This is a genomic window from Haladaptatus marinus (assembly GCF_051194195.1).
This window is the reverse complement of sequence record NZ_JBLZNK010000004.1, coordinates 645,987-663,721: the sequence shown is the minus strand read 5'-3', so window position 1 is coordinate 663,721 and position 17,735 is coordinate 645,987. Positions and strand designations below refer to the sequence as shown.

Here is a 17,735-nt window from a genome sequence, read left to right as displayed (position 1 = left end):
ATTCGGTGTCGGGGACTGTGAAGGATAACGGTTTGGCTAACTGCAGGTTCTTGCTGCGAACGTGACCATCTCGATGAGAGCGGAGTGGCCATCGAGTATTTGCTCGCTCGGCTACTCGAGCAGGCAAACGTTTTTGTCTATTTACGCAAACGTCGAACCGAATGGTCAACGGCAGTCGCGACGAGACGACCGACGAGCGTGAGTGGGAGACGCCGCCCATATCGTTCGTCAACGGGGCTAACGTTACCGCCGCCGATGGTGACGCACTCCGAGAGATGGACTGGCCAGCGTGCTGGGAGTGTGCCGCCGATTTACTGGACTGGAATCGTCCGTTCGATGCGGTGCTCGACGACGACGGCGTCACGCGCTGGTTCCCCGGCGGTCGGCTGAATGCCTCGTACAACTGTCTCGACCGCCATGTCCGGGATGGTCGTGGCGACGAGGCGGCCGTGACGTGGGAGGGAAAATTGGGCGAATCCCGAACGTACACGTACCGACAACTCCTCGACGAAGTGAATTCCTTCGCGGCAGCGCTCCGCGACCTCGGGGTCGGCGAGGACGATGTCGTGACGCTGTACATGCCGATGGTGCCGGAACTTCCCATCGCAATGTTAGCCTGTGCGAGAATCGGTGCACCCCATAGCGTCGTTTTCGCCGGATTCTCCGCCGACGCGCTTGCAACCCGGTTGACCGGCGCGGACTCGGAGTACTTGATCACTTGTGACGGCTACTACCGTCGTGGCACCGCACTCTACCTCAAGGGCAAAGCCGACAATGCCTGTCTCTCCGTCGGACAGGAAGTCGAACAGATCGTCGTCAACCGGCTCGCCGATGGCGATTCAGTCGGCGACCACCATTCATATGAGAAACTCGTTCGTGACCACGCAGGGGCCGAGGTCGCCCCCGTGGAGCGCGGTTCCGACGACTTGCTCTTTCTCATTTACACGTCCGGAACGACGGGCAAGCCGACGCTCGTCGGACACACCACCGGTGGCTATCTCGCACACGTAACCTGGACAAGTCGCGCGGTGTTCGACCTCGATCCGGAGGACACACACTGGTGCTCGGCCGACGTCGGCTGGATTACTGGCCACTCCTATGCCGTCTACGGTCCACTCGCTTGCGGTGCGACAACCATCCTGTACGAAGGGACGCCGGACCATCCCGAGAAGAACCGACTCTGGGAAGTCATCGAACGCAACGAAGTCGATGTCTTCTACACCGCACCGACATCCGTCCGGTCGTTCATGAAATGGGGGAGCAAATATCCGGCACAACACGACCTCTCGTCGCTCCGACTGCTCGGCACGGTCGGCGAACCCATCGACGAAACGGCGTGGCACTGGTACCGTGAGCACGTCGGTGGCGGCGAGTGTCCGATCGTGGATACGTGGTGGCAGACCGAAACGGGTGGTGTTGTCCTTTCGACGCTCCCCGGTGCCGACCGGATGCGACCCGGCGCTGTCGGTCGGGAACTGCCCGGTATCGAAGCGGCGGTCGTGGACGAAATGGGGAAACGGGTCGCGATCGGGGAATCCGGACGATTAGTCCTCACGCAACCGTGGCCGGGAATGGCCCGGTCGCTGTGTACGGAAACGGACTGGGGTGCCCGTCGAACCGGAACCGTGGACGGCGAGTGGCAGTACGATACCGGTGACAACGCCATTCGTGACGCCGACGGCTATTTTCACCTTCTCGGGCGGGCCGACGACGTGCTCAACGTCTCGGGTCGCCGCTTGAGCACCGCGGAAATCGAATCGGCCATCGTGGGTGCCGACGGGGTGTCCGAGGCCGCCGTTGTCGGCGGAACGGACACGGTAACGGGTTCGAAAGTCCATGCGTTCGTCAGTCCCGAGTCGAACGTTGCGGGCGACGAGGCACTTCGCAAGCGCGTCCGAAGCGCGGTCGAGTCAGCCATCGGGCCTATCGCAGTCCCCGAGACCGTCACGTTCACACCTTCCCTGCCGAAGACGCGGTCGGGCAAGGTCGTTCGACGATACCTGAAAGCCATCACGAACGGCGAGGATCTCGGCGATACGAGCGCACTCCGGAATCCGGAGGTCGTTGGCGAACTCGAATCGCTCCTCGACGAGTAGATTTCGTATTTCGATGAATATCCGAAACGAGTATTACCGATGATTTGGATTTCATCTCCCGACATCTCGTGGAAAGTGCTCGTATGCAGGCCATGCTTACCGAAGTTTTATTCGGTTTGTTGAGAAAATACGAAACAGGATGCGTGGCGAGAGAAACACGGAATATCTGACGACACCGGAGTTCGAACATCTCCGCCGCGGAACCGAAACCTACCGTGAAGACCTCGTGGTGACGCTGGCGGGCCGTGTTGGACTTCGTGCCTCGGAACTGACTCGAATACGTCCCGCCGACCTCCGAGAAGGCGACCGCGCCGGCGGTCGCTCCTTCCTTCTCACCGTTCCAGAGGGGAACGGCGAAACCCGGGAAGCGTACGTCCTACCCGAAGTCGCACACGACCTTCGAAAGTTCGGCGCTGCGAACGACGTCTCTCGCTGTGACCCGTTTATCCCCGTGTCGTCCCGTCGCGTTCAGATGCTGGTTAGCGACGTGTCTGACCGCGTCGATGGTCTCCAAGATATCACCTGCCGCGACCTCCGCAAGCATTTCGCGTGGCGGTGCCTCGTCGAGGAGGGAATCGACCCGCACGTAGTGCAGGTCGTCGGCGGATGGAAGAGCCTCGAAAGCCTCTCTCCGTATCTCGACACGCCAACCACGACTACAATCATCGACGCCTTCACGAGCCAGCAATCGAGTCCTGACGTTCGCGGTGCTGAACACGACACCGACCACGTGGATTCGCATAGTTCCGAGCTTCTCAGGTGCATCGGGGAGTTGGGAGCGACACTCGCAGAGGCATCCACGGTCGAAGACGTAGAAACTATTGTCTGTGACCATCTCACCGAGGTCTATCGCGCCGTCTGGATTTGCGATATGGATGGCTCACCACGGGAGAGCGCCATCCCCATGCAAGCCGATGCTACGGTTCCCGGCGTCGTTCTCGACGGGATTGACGCGTCAGCGGACGGAAACAACGTGACGGTTCTCGAAAGTGTGTCCGTCGATGGGCCGTTGTCTCGGTGTGCATTTGCCGTGGCTCCGCTCCGTTCGAGCGAAACCGTTCACGGGTTGCTCTGCGTTGCCGACGATTCGATTCGAGCAACTGACCGAACTGTACTCGCGGATATCGGTCGACGAGTTGGCAGAACCATTACGTCGATTACGCGCAAACGCCTCCTCTTGGCGGACACCGGTGTAATGCTCTCGTTACGGAGTACGGATACCGGTGTGTTTCTCGTGTCCGTCTCGAACAACCTCGACTGTCGATTCACCCTGGAAGGCGTGGTTCCGATAGCGAACCATTCGTTGCTCTACTTCGTTCGGGCCAGCGGGGCCTCCGTCGGCGATGTTCTCGAAGGTGTGACCGCCACGGACGCCGTCACCGACGCTCGTCTCGTTCGTGACTACGAAGATGACGCCCTCTTCGAGTTCGTCGTTTCGGGCGACTCGCTCGCCACGGTGCTCGTCGAACGCGGCGGGACTGTCCGTGACCTCTCGGTCGAGGCGGGTGTCCTCGACGTCTCGGGCGTGTTTTCACAACACGTCGATGTCCGCCACGTCGTCGAGAGCGTCGAGACATCGTTTCCGGAGACGGATCTCTACTCGAAGCGCAAGGTTTCCGAACCTGCACAAAGTGCGGTCAGCGTCCAGCAAACGGTACATGATCATCTCACGGACCGCCAGTGGACGGCGCTCCGGGCCGCGTACCTCGCTGGATACTTCGAATGGCCACGCGGGAGTACAGCGGAGGAACTCGCTGCCTCGATGGACGTTTCCTCGCCGACGCTCCACAACCATCTCCGGAAGGCCCAACAGAAGGTGTTCGATACCGTGTTCGACGACATCGACCATCGATCGGCGGACACCCGACGACACTAATTGCTTAAATTCGTGTGTGAGATTAGCTCGGTTGAACGGCCTGAAAAGTTCGATTAATTCCTAAACGTCCTGTTTAGATGCTCTAGAGCGTAAAATACGTCCGTTTGGATAGTTAGATTCACCACTTATATACCCTGATGGGTCTTGTGAACTTGGTTCATGACCGAAGTTAACAACGTTGAACTCGAGGCACGTCTCGAAAACCGGGAGCGATTCGAACCCCCGGAGTCGTTCGTTGAGCAAGCGAACATCGTAGATGACGCCATCTACGACGAGTTCGAGGGCAACTGGCCGGACTGTTGGAAACGAGCGGCTGATCTACTCGATTGGGAGACTGAGTACGAGACGATTCTCGACGACTCGAACCCGCCGTTTTTCGAATGGTTCACGGGCGGGTCGTTGAACGCTTCGGCGAACTGCCTTGACCGTCATCTCGAAGACCGAGGTGACGAAGCGGCTATCGAATGGGTCGGCGAACCGGCCGACGAGGACAACCGAACGTACACTTACAATGACCTTCATCGCGAGGTGAACGAGTTCGCGGCAGCGCTCCGTGACCTCGGCGTCGGCGAGGACGATATCGTCACGCTGTACATGCCGATGGTGCCGGAACTCCCGATTGCCATGCTGGCTTGTGCGCGAATCGGTGCACCGCACAGCGTCGTGTTCGCCGGGTTCTCCGCCGACGCGCTTGCGACCCGGATGAACGCGGCGGATTCGGAGTACCTCGTCACCTGCGATGGCTACTATCGGCGCGGTGACGCCCTCGAACACAAAGCGAAGACCGACGAAGGACTCGGCGGCGTAGACCACGACGTACGGACGGTGGTCGTAGACCGACTCGGCGACGAGTACGACCATCCGATGGCGAGCGGAGAATTCGACTACGATGACCTCGTCGCCGAGCAGGCGGGCACAAAGGTGGAACCCGTCCAGCGCGACGCCGAGGACATGCTCTTTTTGATGTACACGTCGGGAACGACTGGAGAACCGAAGGGCGTAAAACACACCACGGGCGGCTTTCTCTCGTGGGCATCGTGGACGTCACAAGCGGTTCTGGACATCAAGCCAGAGGACACCTACTGGTGTTCGGCCGACATCGGCTGGATTACCGGCCACTCGTACATCGTCTACGGACCCCTCGCGCTCGGAACGACGAGCGTGATGTACGAAGGGACGCCGGATCATCCCACCAGAGACCGACTTTGGGAAATCGTCGAGGAGTACGAGGTAGACCAACTGTACACGGCACCGACGGCGATTCGGGCGTTCATGAAGTGGGGAAGCCAATACCCAAAAAGACATGACCTCTCGTCGCTCCGACTGCTCGGCACGGTCGGCGAACCCATCAATCCGCGGGCGTGGAAATGGTATTACACGCACATCGGGAACGAAAATTGTCCGATAGTGGATACGTGGTGGCAGACCGAAACCGGCGGGATGATGCTCACCACCCTTCCCGGCGTGAAGGACGCAAAACCCGGGAGTGCGGGGCCACCGCTTCCCGGCATCGATATTCGCGTCGTCGATACGCGCGGCAACGAAGTCGAACCCGGAAAGGCCGGATATCTAACCGTCAACAAGCCGTGGCCCGGGATGCTCAGAACGCTGTACAACAACGACGATCGCTTCATTTCCGAATATTGGGCCGAATACTCGGACACGGAGAGTGACGACCCCGACGACTGGGTGTACTTCCCCGAAGACGGTGCGAAAATAGACGAGGACGGTTACATCACGGTTCTCGGGCGCGTTGACGACGTTATCAACGTCTCCGGTCACCGCCTCGGCACGATGGAAATCGAATCGGCCATCGTCGGCGTGGAGGGCGTCGCGGAAGCCGCCGTTGTCGGTGGAAACCACGAACTCAAAGGCGAGGCCGTCTACGCCTACGTCATCACGGAAGAGGAATTCGACGGCGGCGAAGAACTTCGCTCGCGCATCGTAGAGGGCGTCGAGGACGCCATCGGCCCGATTGCACGCCCCGAAGAAATTGTTTTCACGCCCGAACTGCCGAAAACCCGCTCGGGCAAAATCATGCGTCGATTGCTGGAGGATATCGCCAACGGCGAGGAGTTGGGCGATACATCGACCCTGCGCAACCCGGATGTTGTACGGGATATCGAAGCGACGGTCGGAGACGACTGAACGCCGTTCGAAACTGACCGACGATGAAAGACAATCACGACACAATCAACAATGTCAGATAACAGTACTCACGATAACGCGACGACCCCCGACGTCGAGACGGACGGCGGTGTCCAAACCGGTCGGAGAAATGTCAACTATCTTGACGCACAGATCAATATTTTCAAACCATCGACCCCGTTCATGCGCGACCATCTCAAAATCGTCTGGACGATGTTCGTCGCGTGGGCCATCATTGTCTTCGGGCCGGTAACGGCGACGTTTCTCGCGCCCGACGTGATGACGAGCATCACCGTCCTCGGGTTCCCGCTACATTACCTTTTGACCGCGATGGGGGCACCCAGCGGTGCACTCATCCTCTCGTTCATTTACGCACGCAAGCGTGACCAGCTGGACAGCAAGTACGGCATCGACCACACCACCAACAAACCCACGTCCAATACTGAGACGGTGGCATCCGATGGTGGTGTCGAGCAATGATGTTGACACCGCTGAAACTCCTTCCCGACGCGCTTAACGCCTCGTTCAAGATCGTCCCGGCAGCCATGGTTTCGGGCATGTTGCTGTTGTTCTTGGGCATCGGCTACGCGTTCCGTGTGGCCGATACGGAAGACCTGTGGGTCGCCGGGCGCTCCATCGGAAACGTTGAAAACGGGATGGCTATCGGTGCCAACTGGATGTCAGCCGCGTCGTACCTCGGAATGGCCGCGCTCATCGCGCTGTCGGGCTACTACGGCCTCGCTTTCGTGGTCGGGTGGTCGACCGGCTACTTCGTCCTGCTCATCTTCATGGCCGCACAGATGCGACGGTTCGGAAAGTACACCGCGCCCGACTTCGTCGGTGACCGATTCAACTCCGACACGGCGCGTGCTATCGGCGCGCTGACGACGATTCTCATTGGGTTCGTCTACTCGGTCGGACAGGCTCGCGGAATGGGACTGGTCGGCATCTACGTGTTCGGTGGCGACTACGCGACCATGGTCATCCTCATGATGGGAATCACCGTCGGCTATCTCGCGCTATCGGGGATGCTCGGCGCGACGAAGAACATGGCCGTCCAGTACGTCATCCTCATCGTGGCGTTTCTGGCTGGCCTCTACGTCGTCGGCTACACGCAAGGCTATTCGACGTTCCTCCCGCAAATCGAGTACGGCGCGTTGCTGGGCTCGCTCAACTCGGAGTTCACCGAACCGTTCAGCGGGAGTGGCTACTACCTGTGGATTGCGACGGCGTTTTCGCTCATCGTTGGTACCTGTGGACTGCCACACGTGCTGGTGCGGTTCTACACGGTCGAAAGCGAACGAACCGCCCGCTGGTCGACCGTTTGGGGGCTGTTCTTCATCTGCCTGCTGTACCTGAGCGCCCCTGCCTTCGCGGCGTTCGGAACGGATCTCTACGCAAACAACGTCGGTCCCGTCTACGGGGCTAACGGGATGAGCGGTGCGGAGGGTGACGTCATCGTTGTCCTGGCCTCGCAACTCGCAAACCTCCCGACGTGGTTTGTCGGCCTCATCGCGGCGGGTGGTATCGCCGCCGCAATCGCGACGACTGCCGGGCTGTTCATCGCCGCCTCGTCCGCGGCCGCCCACGACATCTACACGAACATCATTAATCCCGACGCGACCCAGCGCCAGCAGCTCCTCGTCGGTCGCGCCACCATCATCGTCCTCGGTGCCATCGTGACGGTCACTGCGCTCGACCCACCGGCGTTGGTCGGCGAACTCGTCGCGCTCGCCTTCTCGCTGGCCGGTCTCGTCCTGTTCCCGATGTTCTTCCTCGGGCTCTGGTGGGAGAACGCGAACCGACAGGGTGCCCTCGCCGGGATGACGACCGGACTCGTCATCTGGACGGGCGCCGTATTCAACGAACTCATCCTCGCAACCGAGTCCGGTCCACTCGTGCCCGCATACGCCGAAATCTTCCCCGCAGTCGGGGCTGCACTCGCCGGGACGCCCATTGTGTTCGCCGTCACCATTGGTGTCTCGTTGGTGACTGATGAACCGCCGGAGCGAATCAAAAGGATTGTCCGGCAGTGTCACAGCCCCGAACCGATGGGGCAACAGCAGAGTGCGGAAGACATCGTCGATGCAAAGGGCGGGAACTACCCGGCGGACGACTAACCGATGTACGAACGCACCCTCATTCCCACGGACGGGAGCAAACCCGAGGAGCTAGCGGTCGAATCGCCGCTCGATATTACGGAACAGTTCAGTGACACCGTACACACACCCCACGTCGTCGATACCGACGCCATGGAGGTACGCCTCGGCACCGATCAAATCGACCGATGTCGTGCTGGTCGGTTCGACGAAACGGATGACCGGGAGGGGGAGTAACGTGCCGCTCGTCGGTACCCTGTTCGACCACGTCCGCGAGCACCGGGACGGTATGGTCATCGACCTCGCGTTCGCCATCATTTGGGTCGCAGTCGTAACTGCCCTCTTTGACCTACTTCAGGGGCCAACGTGGGCATATCATCTGTCGCTGGCCACTGGCGTCGCCGGATATTTCGGCTTCTTCATGTCACTCGAGGCGGCGCTTAACGCCGAGAACTAGCGTTCGAGGCGTTTCTTTTCGGAGTTGGGCAGTTGCGTTGGGAAATCAGAGTTTTGTTTTTGGAGAGCCAACGGTTAAGCGTGGGGAACAATGGGGGTCACAGCAGAACTCAAAAAGAACACTGTCGGCCTACAGATCGATGTCGAGTCGATCAACACGTTTGAACGAATCGGGGGAGTATTGGCGATTATCACAGGTATCGTCCATCTATATCTGTATTGGGAGACGGGCTTCGCTCCATTCCTGCTCGCTGGGTTGGGATTTATCGGTGCTGTCGGATTGCTATTCACGACGTTCTCTCGCCGACTGTTATACGCGATCGGAATTCCGTACATCGGTATTCAAATCCTGTTGTGGATTGCGTTTGGGATGCAAAATTTAGTCCTCGGTGTGTTCGACAAGTCAGTTCAGATTTTGCTCGTCGGCTTGCTTATCGCTCTCCTCTTGGTAGAATTGGAGATTGATTTCATCTTGGAATTCTCCGCTTGGTTTGACGAAGATCAAAGGGGTGACGAGTAAGCTACCACGCCCTAAAGGACGTGGCATTCCCCCACAATAAGGTTTCAGACACACCCTCGGCAACGAAGTGGCTCCAATCAACGCCCTTGGAACGCAGTCCTTCCGCGTTCCTCTCGCCCAAGACGGGCGAACCACCGGCGAGAATCTTCCGACACGGACGCAGGATCTGCTACGCCCCTAACCTGGGTCGGCTTGTCTTGTGTCGGCCGCTTATCCCGATCCATCGGCGGCGATCACTCGGATTTAATTCCACATGTCCTTGGGGTCTGTCGATTCAACCCCGGAGGGTTGTATCGCGTGAGGGGTTTGTGTCCCAATCCTTCCCGTCATTGTTTCGTGGTTCGGGGCCTGCCTACGGAGGCCCGTACAAAGAGGCCGTTTTGGACTCTATGCACTATCATGATAATCGTTACTAACACTACTAATGCTTGCGATTATGTGGTGAAACCGTCGCAAGTAACAGACAGCGGTTGTACAGATAGCGAACGCATTCCTCCCGCGCCTAAAGTCGCGGGTTTCCTGCTGTGGTATCTATGAATATTGCAAGATTGGCGACAGTCAAGTAGTGATTATTTCTTCCCGACGAGATAGCTATTTTTCATTAAAAATACTTGATAAAAAGATTTACAACCCGTGTTTAGTATTCGTACTACACACAGGTGATACTAACAAATGGAGTTTGAAACTGAATTGGTTCCAGCCCTCCACCCCACAGACCCTCCGAAATCGGCTTCGAGTTCGACGACGCGACCGATATTCAACTCGTTGAGCGCAAATGAACCCCGTTTAGAATCCGCTTTCTTGCCATGTCAGTGATTCATCTGGTGAACCGCGGATTCGGCTTCGTACTTTCACGAACGAAAGACACTGAACCCGAACAACGTATCGAACACGAGAAGGATGCCACGGAAGAACGGAGTAAGTCATCACGGGGGAACTCTAATCGACTGAAAGCACCGGAATACGTTACGGATGACGTTCGAATCCTCCAATTTCTCGTTTCGAATGGCAAAAAGATGTATCAAGAAGAAATAATCGAATCAACCGGGTGGTCGAAGTCGAAAGTGAGTCGAGTACTGTCCGAGCTGGAGGCGGAAAACGTAATCACGAAAACACAGGTCGGGCGCAAAAACATCATCACAATCACGGGTGTGAAACTGCATGACCCTTATTGATGCGGAATCGTCCACCTTTCCGAACGAAGCGCAACAGACGCAGTGAATGTCACCGCTCCGGCGAAAACCCCGATAAACGCAATATTCTGTAGTGCGACCGGCGTTCAACTGTTTCGGGTACTCCCTTCCACTGAAGAGAACAAAACATCGTGATCAGTTCGCCGCGAAAGTAGCGTCGGGTGAGCGAATATTCGTCCAAAATTTTCATTTCATTCCAACAATCGTCACTATTTCTGCCCAATTGTATGTCTGAGTGAACACAGGGGATGGAAATGTAAATACTCCAATGAGGCGGATTTATTATAGCATATTTATCATGTTTGGGCGCCTACTTACATACGACCATGGAGATCAACTGGAGAGCAGTAATAACCGGATTCCTGACCGCGTTCGTCCTCGGACTACTCGTGGCATGGATCGTCCCACCGATGGAAATGTCCGGGTTGGCACAAGCGTTCCCCGGCCTCGTCGGTGGATTCGTGGCCGGCTACATGGTAGTCGGAGCCGGACGTGGTGCTGTCCACGGTGGACTTGCCACAGTCCTCGGTGGGCTCGTCTTACTCATCGTGTTGGGTGTCGCAGGAACCCTCTTCGCCGGTGTCATCCCGGCGCTCACGGGATTCGCGCTTGGTCTGTTCGTGCTAATCGCACAGGCGATTCCCGGTGCCATCGCCGGCGCTATCGGCGGCTGGGTGAAGGGACGGCGCGAACCAACCCGTGAAACCACCGAAACCGTCCGATAAGGGACGGTAAACGGTCGCTAACAACTTTTGATTTGGGAGTACAGCAGTAGTCGTTGCGAGCTCAAGTAGCGATCGACAGGGCGTTTCGGCGACGAAATTTGCTACGGTGGATAAACCTACGAATCAGTTCATGCAATTAATTTAATTTTAGCATTTTTATAGTTCGATAGAATTAAATTATTATGTCAAATAATAACAATTATTCAAAGTTGGACGTAACGGGGTCGGAACTCACTCGGCGTGCCTTCACCCAATCGGTTGCCGGGGCCGCCGCACTGGCGGCGGTCGAACCTACCACCGCCGCAGAGGGAGGTTCGACCACGACAGACTTCACACCTTCCCCCGACTCAAAGCGGTCGCCGAGAGCAGCCTTCAGAAGAACCTCGCGCTCCCGAAGACCGAGAACGCCGTGGACGGCACGCTCCCGATATTCGCACTTCACGGCGGCAAAGACACGTCCGTCCCGTCGCTTCATCCACGAACGTACCTCCGAGCGCTGGCGAATCGCGGTCTCTCGGTGAATGGTGACGTCGGCGAGCGGTACTCGAATCCCGATCCTACCGACGTGGACGTGGCGTATCTCGAAGTGCCCGGTCAACCCCACTGGTGGGACCCGGGCATCGGCGAAGGGAACGACTCGGTGAACCACCCCGACCTCCGGACATTCCTTCGCTCGACCACGCGGAACCCCTACCCCGCTCACGTCCATCTGTTCACGACGAACCTTCGGATAGAACATCGGAAGTACTGGGTCGTGGTACACGAACAGGAGACGGTTCACGCCCCGACGCGGGTGGACGCCGAGATTTCGAGCGACGGACTCCGTATCGACACCGAGAACGTCGCCGTCCTTTCAATCGACCCGCGAGCGTTCACTGAAGCAAACGTTCGGGTTCGTGGGAGACCAACCGCGACGGTGAACGGTGAGACGGTGAAGCTCCCCGGAAAAGGTGATCAAAAACGTATCATCGTGAACCTCGAGGACGGCCCATCCGCGTTCCGAGGTGGACGATGGCGACAGGGTGGTCTCCGAAAAATGCCAGACCAGTACGGCCCGCTGAAGGAAATCCGTCACGACCCCTACCGGCTCGTCTACGGAACTCGGGGAAGCAACGCCGAAACCGCCGTCAACCGCAATCTCGCGAACGTTCGCTCACAGCGCCTCGTGGAACGCGCTCGGGTACCCGCCACCGTGATTCCGGACACCGCCGTCGATCGGTCGCTGATTGCCGAGTACAACCTCGTCCTGTTCGGCCGTCCGTCCTCGAACGCCGTCTTCGACGACTCGATTCGCTACCAGTCGTGGAACGCCTGTCGCGCCGCCGGTTTCTTCGACAAACGTTGGGAGGTCGCACCGGAACTCGGCTACCTGCGTTCGACCAGTTCCATCTGAGTCGGTCGCGACGACTGAGCCAACCCCTGTTTACTGATCCCTGTTTTCGTTATTCCAGGACACTCACCATGTCATGATGGCAAACGCACCTCAATCGACCAGATACATAAATTAATTTATAGAATATATTCCTCACTAAATTTTATGTTACTTAAAAATAGTGTTCCATAATACATGGTTGAGTTTACCAGACGGAAGTTGATGTCAACGTCAGTAGCTGCAGCACTCGGATCGAGTGTTTCCGGAGTTGCGAGCACCACGCCTCCTGCAGACAAAGACAAAAACACGCCACGAGCACCCTCCGTGAAAGGAGAACTCAAGCGATTTTCATCGACCGCATTCGGTGCGGAAGTTACTGGCCCATTCGTCTTTGGGGACGGAACTCCTCTCTACAGCCTGCAACATCCCAGTCGGGATAACCCTGCACCGTACAACGAGTCAGGAATTGGATATTTTAAGGGATTCCAATTCACTATGGATGGGAGCAATGACGACTTTTCGGAACTCTCAACGCCGCAAACTAACGAAGAAAAAGGCACAGTCCGAGGTGCGAACGGTGACTACGAGTTCCTTGCCCAAGGGGGTGACCTGATCAACGGCGGTACCGAACGACTTGGCGTTACTCAAACACCAGACGGAATGGACATCACCTTGGAATCGTTCGCAGGTACCCAGTATGGGGACGCTGCGTACAATCCCGACTGTAACCAGTTCGTCGCGACAAACGATGAAGGGACAGAAGGATATCTGTTCACGAATTGGGAAAACAGCCCGGGCAATATTTCGCGGATCCCGCTCGCTCAGGAAGCGAACGGCGAGTGGACTGCCGACTTGGAGAACGCAATCAACATCGCTAACACCGAGCCGTTGCGTGATCTCGGCGGGACGAGAATCAATTGCTATGGCGACCTCACGCCCTGGAACACGATGGTATCTGGGGAGGAAAACTATGCTCATCCACGCGTTTCTCTCACGGCAACAGTAGGAGATATCGTAGAACAGGGAACCGGCAAAGGTCTCATCGGTGCAGGTCAGTTTTGGAATCGACCGAATCCAAACGGAATCCAGGAAGCCATCGAACAGTATTATGGTGATGAATCCTGGAGCATCCAGGGCTACTGGGCCTTGACGGGTCTCGAATTCCTTGCCTACTACCTCGGTGCGGATCCAGTCGATCAATCCTGTGACGACCAGAATACACTGACACCGATTTCCGACCGCTATCCGAATCCATACCGGTACGGATACTTCGTTGACGTACGCGAACCCGCTGCGGAGACACCACAGCCGGTGAAGTACTACGTGATGGGTCGCGCAGCATGGGAAGCACCGGACATCCAAAATGACCTGCGAACAGTCTATGGGTGCTCCGACGGCGATAGCAAGGGCATTTACAAGTTCGTTGCCGACGAGGAGATCCCAAGCTACGAAGATCCGATGGATATCGCAGGAACCCTCTATGCTCCGAAAGTAGTCAACGAAGAAGCTGCAAAGAAGAATCCACCCGCCGACGTCGATCTCAAACTCGAGTGGATGGAATTGGGTCACGCCACCAACCGCGAAATTGAAGCTTGGATCAGTGCCTACGACGACATCACCCAAGCGGACTATCTGGAAACTCACGCTACCACCGATTGGGAAGATGACCTGCCAACGGCACTCGAAGAGGCCGACAGAGAGGTAATTGAGAACGGTAACCGGAACTATATCTCGAACCAAGAGATCCTGGAGTGGGCAACGCAGTACAAGCGTGATGGACCGGGGGGCGTCGACGAAGAACTCCGAAAGGTGCCATTCCTCGAAACTCGTGCAGCCGCCAAGGAGATTGGCGCGACCATCGAGTTCAACAAGGCTGAAGGAGTCGACAGCCACGATGATGCCGGTCCGGGCGACGACATTTACTTTGCCATCTCCGAACTCAACGACGACATGGCCAACGACCAGGGAGACATCCAATTAGGGCGCGTCGATGGTGGAGTCGTTTACCGGGGCACTCTTGAAGACGATTACAACGTTTCGACGCTCGAATCCGTCATCGTGGGCCCGGATGCGAGCGACCCAGCCGCCATCGCGGATGATGCCCTCATCAACGTCGATAATATCTATGTGATGGACGACGGTCGCGTTCTCTGCTGTGAAGATGCGGACAAGTTCGGGCGCTCGTACAGCAACGATTGCATGTACGTTTACGATCCAAGTGAGGACTCTGGTCGCCGACACGGAAATGGCGGAGACGACGAGTCGGATGAGGGTGAATCAGATACCTAGAGAAGAAAGCTCTCACAACGTCGAATGAGCGACTCTTTTTTGGTGTGACTCGAACGAGATTGCAATTTCACACCTGTCGAGACGAAACGTGCTCGAATCCGTCGAACGATACAATTGACGCCGGACTCTCTGACAGACAATTATGAACGGAGTCTCGTGGAAAATCCGAGCAACTCTTATTCCATTCCTCTTTCTTTTGCACCCTCGCGAATCTCCTGGGCACGTTTTCGAACCGAAGCGACGTATCGTTCTATTTCAGACGGCTTTTTACCGTAGAACGAAGCGACCCAGTTGATATCCGAATATGGTTGAGTGAGGAAGTACGCCGCTAGTGTATCACGGCCAGCCTGAATTATCTCGGGGGGAACACCACGCTCACCCGTTCCCGCCTCCTCAAAACCGTTCACGTCAAAATAGACGTCGGCATACAATTCCGCCATCTCCTGACTTTCGAACAGAACCTCGGTGTGACTTGGTGCTTCGAACCGGTACTGAGTCTGTCCTCCATCGGAGTGTTCTACAGCGACGATTCGAACCTCTAATAAATATTCTCTGTAAATCGATTCGTGCTCCGCGTGAGTAGTGCTCTGATTGAATCCAGACATAGTGCATGATGTACGGTGGTTCGTTCGACGTCAGAACGAGTGAAGATTGGTTGTCTGACGGTAATATGATGGTGGGATCATCATTAGTACTTTTGGGATACCATCATATCCAAATCATGTGAATTCTTGGTATAGTGTCTGATGCTGACGTGGATTAGTCTCCGAAAGAATTCCAAAGGGTGGTTCTGATTACCCGAGGAGATGGACGTAGTCGTCCAATGCCAATGCAAACTCGCTGGACGACGGCAGTTCAATCCACGAGTATTCGAACTCAAGACCGGTTTCATCACCGTTTCCAGTGACGATATGAGTCCAGTGGTCGCGTGGCTCGCGAACGGTCGTGTGGAAAAAATGCCGGATATACCGCTTTAGCGGCGACTTTCGGCGCGTCCATACATCAGTCGTTAGGTGAGTCGGCGTCCCGACTTCGCCGAGACCGCTTTCCTCCGCGATTTCCCGCACTACCGCCGTGCGGGGGTCTTCATCGGGTTCGATGGTTCCTTTTGGCACCTGCAATCCGTCGTGTTCCGGACTTTCGAAGACGAGCAGTTCGCGGCCACGTCGCGTAATATAGGCACAAGATTTCCGGACATATGTTCCTGATTCTTCCCCCATAGCCACTATACAACAACAATTTTGCTTAAAGCTCTTCTGTCTATGTGGGGTAGTCAGATTAAAGGAATACAATCAAATTTACGTACCATATCGCAGTACCGCGATGACCAGTGGTGGGGCTTCGAACTAGCTCGGTTGTCGGTGATCCGAGTGTTTCATGGCGCGCCAGCAAGGACGAACAGTGACTCAGTATCGCCGTTTCGAATTTGGCGCGTGGCTTCCGGTGGAAGCCGAAGTGCATCACCACTCTCCATTGGTACCTCTTCACCGTTGCACTCCCGTCGATAAGGAGGTATACTTCCTCATGTTCGCGGTCAACGTGTGCGTGTTCTTTTCCAGTCCACCCTGCCTCGCATTCGAGGACTGAAATGCCAAACTGCTCGCAACCAAGCGGTTCCCGAAGAAAGCGTGAACTACCGCACCCTACCGCTCGCCTGACGGCTCGCGCTTGAGGGTGGGGCTTCCTGCTTCGACGACGCGCTTTGCAGGAACCGTAGTGGTTCCCGTAGGGAGCGCAGTCTCCACAGGCGTTGATTCGGAGCGTCCCTCTCCTAACCGCTTGATACCGCGAGAAAGAATGTTCCATGCCGCGTTCCAGTCTCGGTCAGCGGTGAACCCGCACGACGGACAGGAATGTTCACGGACCCACAGCGGTTTGTCTGTTTCGACGCCACACGCCGCGCACTCCTTGGTCGTTCCTGCTGGTTCGACCGCGACGAAGTGCGTTCCTTCGCGCTCGCACTTGTACTTAAGCATACAGAGGAACGTTCCCCACGCCGCGCCAGCGCGGTTTCGAGAGTTGCCCGGCAGTTCAACTAACCCGGCGGCGTCCAGGTCCTCTACGGCCACGAGGTCGTATTCTCGGGCATAGTGGTTCGACAACTTGTGGAGAAAATCCCGGCGCTTGTGCTTGAGGTCGGCGTGGCGTTCGGCCACGATACGGCGCTGTTCCTCCCAGTTGTTCGACCCGTGTTCCTTCCGCGAGAGGTCGCGTTGGGCGCGTTCCAGTCGCTCGCGTTCGTCCGAGAGGTCGAGCGACCCCACGGCGATCCCGTCGGTGTCGTGGGCGTACCTGAGTATACCAACGTCGATACCGACGCACTTGCTAGGCACTTCCGGCTTCCCCGGCGGGTCGTCTGGGGTTTCGACGTCGAGGATAGCGTACCATTTGCCGGTCGGTTCCTGCTTGACCGTGACGGTCTTGATGTCGGCGTCGTCGGGGAGGTCTTGGTGGAAGGTGAGCGGGATTTCACCGATTTTCGAGAGCCACAGTTTCGTCCGACCACTCGTGTTCTTGAGTTCGAAGCCGGATTGACTGTAGGTGAACGAACGGTACTCGCCGTCTCCCTTCCACTTGAGCGTCCCGACTCGGTGGCCGTTCTGTTTTCGACCGCGAAGCGTCGAGAGGTTGTCGTATAGGCGTTGCACGACCTTTTGTAGCACCTTCGAGTGGACTTGTTTCAGGTCACTCCACCACTTCTTGAGGTCGGGAAGCCGCTTCTGTTCGGAGTACGCGGAGGTGTCGTCGTTCCGATTCAGCCGGTGGAGGAAGTGGTTGTAGACCTGTCTACAGGTATCGACAGTCTCCGCTAACCGCTCTTGGAGTGCGTCTGACGGCCTGAGACGGTACCTGTAGTTGTAGTTCATCTATGAACGTTCTTCAATAAGTTCGTCCAATTTCTCGCGGATGAATGACGAGAGATTCAGGTGATTGTCCTGAATCCACTCGTCTTGGTCTTCG

At 56.9% G+C, this 17,735-nt stretch carries 16 protein-coding genes; 12 read left to right on the top strand and 4 right to left on the bottom strand.

Annotated features, from left to right (window positions below; all coding sequences use genetic code 11):
- Positions 1 to 161 precede the first annotated feature (161 nt).
- The 10 genes from acs (ACN2TU_RS16875) (at position 162) to ACN2TU_RS16830 (ending at position 11,113) form a co-directional block, all read left to right on the top strand.
- Entirely contained in the window at positions 162 to 2,096 is a 1,935-nt protein-coding gene (gene acs / locus ACN2TU_RS16875) for an acetate--CoA ligase (protein ID WP_435156957.1), read from the top strand.
- A 139-nt stretch (positions 2,097 to 2,235) separates the two neighbouring features.
- The gene (locus ACN2TU_RS16870) at positions 2,236 to 3,972 is read left to right on the top strand and encodes a bacterio-opsin activator domain-containing protein (RefSeq protein WP_435156955.1); all 1,737 of its coding nucleotides are present in this window, start codon (positions 2,236 to 2,238) and stop codon (positions 3,970 to 3,972) included.
- 159 nt (positions 3,973 to 4,131) lie between these two features.
- On the top strand, positions 4,132 to 6,120 hold the full coding sequence (gene acs, locus ACN2TU_RS16865; RefSeq protein ID WP_435156954.1) for an acetate--CoA ligase: 1,989 nt from the start codon (positions 4,132 to 4,134) through the stop codon (positions 6,118 to 6,120).
- A gap of 51 nt (positions 6,121 to 6,171) precedes the next feature.
- Complete coding sequence (locus tag ACN2TU_RS16860) at positions 6,172 to 6,600, top strand: DUF4212 domain-containing protein (protein WP_435156953.1); 429 nt, start codon at positions 6,172 to 6,174, stop codon at positions 6,598 to 6,600.
- Positions 6,597 to 8,240, top strand: a complete 1,644-nt coding sequence (locus tag ACN2TU_RS16855) for a VC_2705 family sodium/solute symporter (RefSeq protein ID WP_435156951.1) — start codon at positions 6,597 to 6,599, stop codon at positions 8,238 to 8,240. The genes ACN2TU_RS16860 and ACN2TU_RS16855 overlap by 4 nt, the downstream gene beginning before the upstream one ends.
- 3 nt (positions 8,241 to 8,243) lie before the next feature.
- Positions 8,244 to 8,456: a hypothetical protein gene (locus tag ACN2TU_RS16850; RefSeq protein WP_435156949.1), complete on the top strand. Its 213-nt coding sequence runs from the start codon at positions 8,244 to 8,246 to the stop codon at positions 8,454 to 8,456.
- Positions 8,437 to 8,676 (top strand): DUF8119 family protein, encoded by a 240-nt coding sequence (locus ACN2TU_RS16845; protein WP_435156948.1) that lies wholly within the window; start codon positions 8,437 to 8,439, stop codon positions 8,674 to 8,676. The genes ACN2TU_RS16850 and ACN2TU_RS16845 overlap by 20 nt, the downstream gene beginning before the upstream one ends.
- A gap of 90 nt (positions 8,677 to 8,766) precedes the next feature.
- Positions 8,767 to 9,195 (top strand): hypothetical protein, encoded by a 429-nt coding sequence (locus ACN2TU_RS16840; protein WP_435156947.1) that lies wholly within the window; start codon positions 8,767 to 8,769, stop codon positions 9,193 to 9,195.
- An 824-nt stretch (positions 9,196 to 10,019) separates the two neighbouring features.
- Entirely contained in the window at positions 10,020 to 10,370 is a 351-nt protein-coding gene (locus tag ACN2TU_RS16835) for a helix-turn-helix transcriptional regulator (RefSeq protein ID WP_435156946.1), read from the top strand.
- 344 nt (positions 10,371 to 10,714) lie between these two features.
- The gene (locus ACN2TU_RS16830; protein ID WP_435156945.1) at positions 10,715 to 11,113 is read left to right on the top strand and encodes a DUF5518 domain-containing protein; all 399 of its coding nucleotides are present in this window, start codon (positions 10,715 to 10,717) and stop codon (positions 11,111 to 11,113) included.
- 199 nt (positions 11,114 to 11,312) lie between these two features.
- Here the strand turns inward: ACN2TU_RS16830 and ACN2TU_RS16825 are convergent, their stop codons facing one another.
- Positions 11,313 to 11,555 carry a hypothetical protein gene (locus tag ACN2TU_RS16825; RefSeq protein WP_435156944.1) on the bottom strand — a complete coding sequence of 81 codons (243 nt, stop codon included), beginning with the start codon at positions 11,553 to 11,555 and terminating at the stop codon, positions 11,313 to 11,315.
- On the opposite strand from ACN2TU_RS16825, the gene ACN2TU_RS16820 reads away from it, so the two are divergent.
- Positions 11,523 to 12,506 (top strand): hypothetical protein, encoded by a 984-nt coding sequence (locus ACN2TU_RS16820; protein ID WP_435156942.1) that lies wholly within the window; start codon positions 11,523 to 11,525, stop codon positions 12,504 to 12,506. The two genes, ACN2TU_RS16825 and ACN2TU_RS16820, sit on opposite strands and share 33 nt — an antisense overlap.
- Before the next feature lie 174 nt (positions 12,507 to 12,680).
- The gene (locus tag ACN2TU_RS16815; RefSeq protein WP_435156940.1) at positions 12,681 to 14,774 is read left to right on the top strand and encodes an alkaline phosphatase PhoX; all 2,094 of its coding nucleotides are present in this window, start codon (positions 12,681 to 12,683) and stop codon (positions 14,772 to 14,774) included.
- A gap of 176 nt (positions 14,775 to 14,950) precedes the next feature.
- Here ACN2TU_RS16815 and ACN2TU_RS16810 read toward each other — a convergent pair whose 3' ends face one another.
- The 3 genes from ACN2TU_RS16810 to ACN2TU_RS16800 form a co-directional block, all read right to left on the bottom strand.
- Positions 14,951 to 15,379, bottom strand: a complete 429-nt coding sequence (locus ACN2TU_RS16810) for a hypothetical protein (protein WP_435156939.1) — start codon at positions 15,377 to 15,379, stop codon at positions 14,951 to 14,953.
- A 189-nt stretch (positions 15,380 to 15,568) separates the two neighbouring features.
- Positions 15,569 to 15,994, bottom strand: coding sequence for an NUDIX hydrolase (locus tag ACN2TU_RS16805; protein ID WP_435156937.1), 426 nt, complete (start codon positions 15,992 to 15,994; stop codon positions 15,569 to 15,571).
- A gap of 423 nt (positions 15,995 to 16,417) precedes the next feature.
- Positions 16,418 to 17,641 (bottom strand): RNA-guided endonuclease InsQ/TnpB family protein, encoded by a 1,224-nt coding sequence (locus ACN2TU_RS16800; RefSeq protein ID WP_435156935.1) that lies wholly within the window; start codon positions 17,639 to 17,641, stop codon positions 16,418 to 16,420.
- Positions 17,642 to 17,735: the final 94 nt, after the last annotated feature.

Bases quoted from the DNA above. Each gene is read 5' to 3' on its own strand.
- ACN2TU_RS16800 (WP_435156935.1), bottom strand. From the start codon at position 17,641: ATGAACTACAACTACAGGTACCGTCTCAGGCCGTCAGACGCACTCCAA.
- ACN2TU_RS16810 (WP_435156939.1), bottom strand. From the start codon at position 15,379: ATGTCTGGATTCAATCAGAGCACTACTCACGCGGAGCACGAATCGATT.
- ACN2TU_RS16845 (WP_435156948.1), top strand. From the start codon at position 8,437: ATGACCGGGAGGGGGAGTAACGTGCCGCTCGTCGGTACCCTGTTCGAC.
- acs (WP_435156957.1), top strand. From the start codon at position 162: ATGGTCAACGGCAGTCGCGACGAGACGACCGACGAGCGTGAGTGGGAG.
- ACN2TU_RS16860 (WP_435156953.1), top strand. From the start codon at position 6,172: ATGTCAGATAACAGTACTCACGATAACGCGACGACCCCCGACGTCGAG.
- ACN2TU_RS16870 (WP_435156955.1), top strand. From the start codon at position 2,236: ATGCGTGGCGAGAGAAACACGGAATATCTGACGACACCGGAGTTCGAA.
- acs (WP_435156954.1), top strand. From the start codon at position 4,132: ATGACCGAAGTTAACAACGTTGAACTCGAGGCACGTCTCGAAAACCGG.
- ACN2TU_RS16815 (WP_435156940.1), top strand. From the start codon at position 12,681: ATGGTTGAGTTTACCAGACGGAAGTTGATGTCAACGTCAGTAGCTGCA.
- ACN2TU_RS16805 (WP_435156937.1), bottom strand. From the start codon at position 15,994: ATGGGGGAAGAATCAGGAACATATGTCCGGAAATCTTGTGCCTATATT.
- ACN2TU_RS16855 (WP_435156951.1), top strand. From the start codon at position 6,597: ATGATGTTGACACCGCTGAAACTCCTTCCCGACGCGCTTAACGCCTCG.
- ACN2TU_RS16850 (WP_435156949.1), top strand. From the start codon at position 8,244: ATGTACGAACGCACCCTCATTCCCACGGACGGGAGCAAACCCGAGGAG.
- ACN2TU_RS16830 (WP_435156945.1), top strand. From the start codon at position 10,715: ATGGAGATCAACTGGAGAGCAGTAATAACCGGATTCCTGACCGCGTTC.
- ACN2TU_RS16840 (WP_435156947.1), top strand. From the start codon at position 8,767: ATGGGGGTCACAGCAGAACTCAAAAAGAACACTGTCGGCCTACAGATC.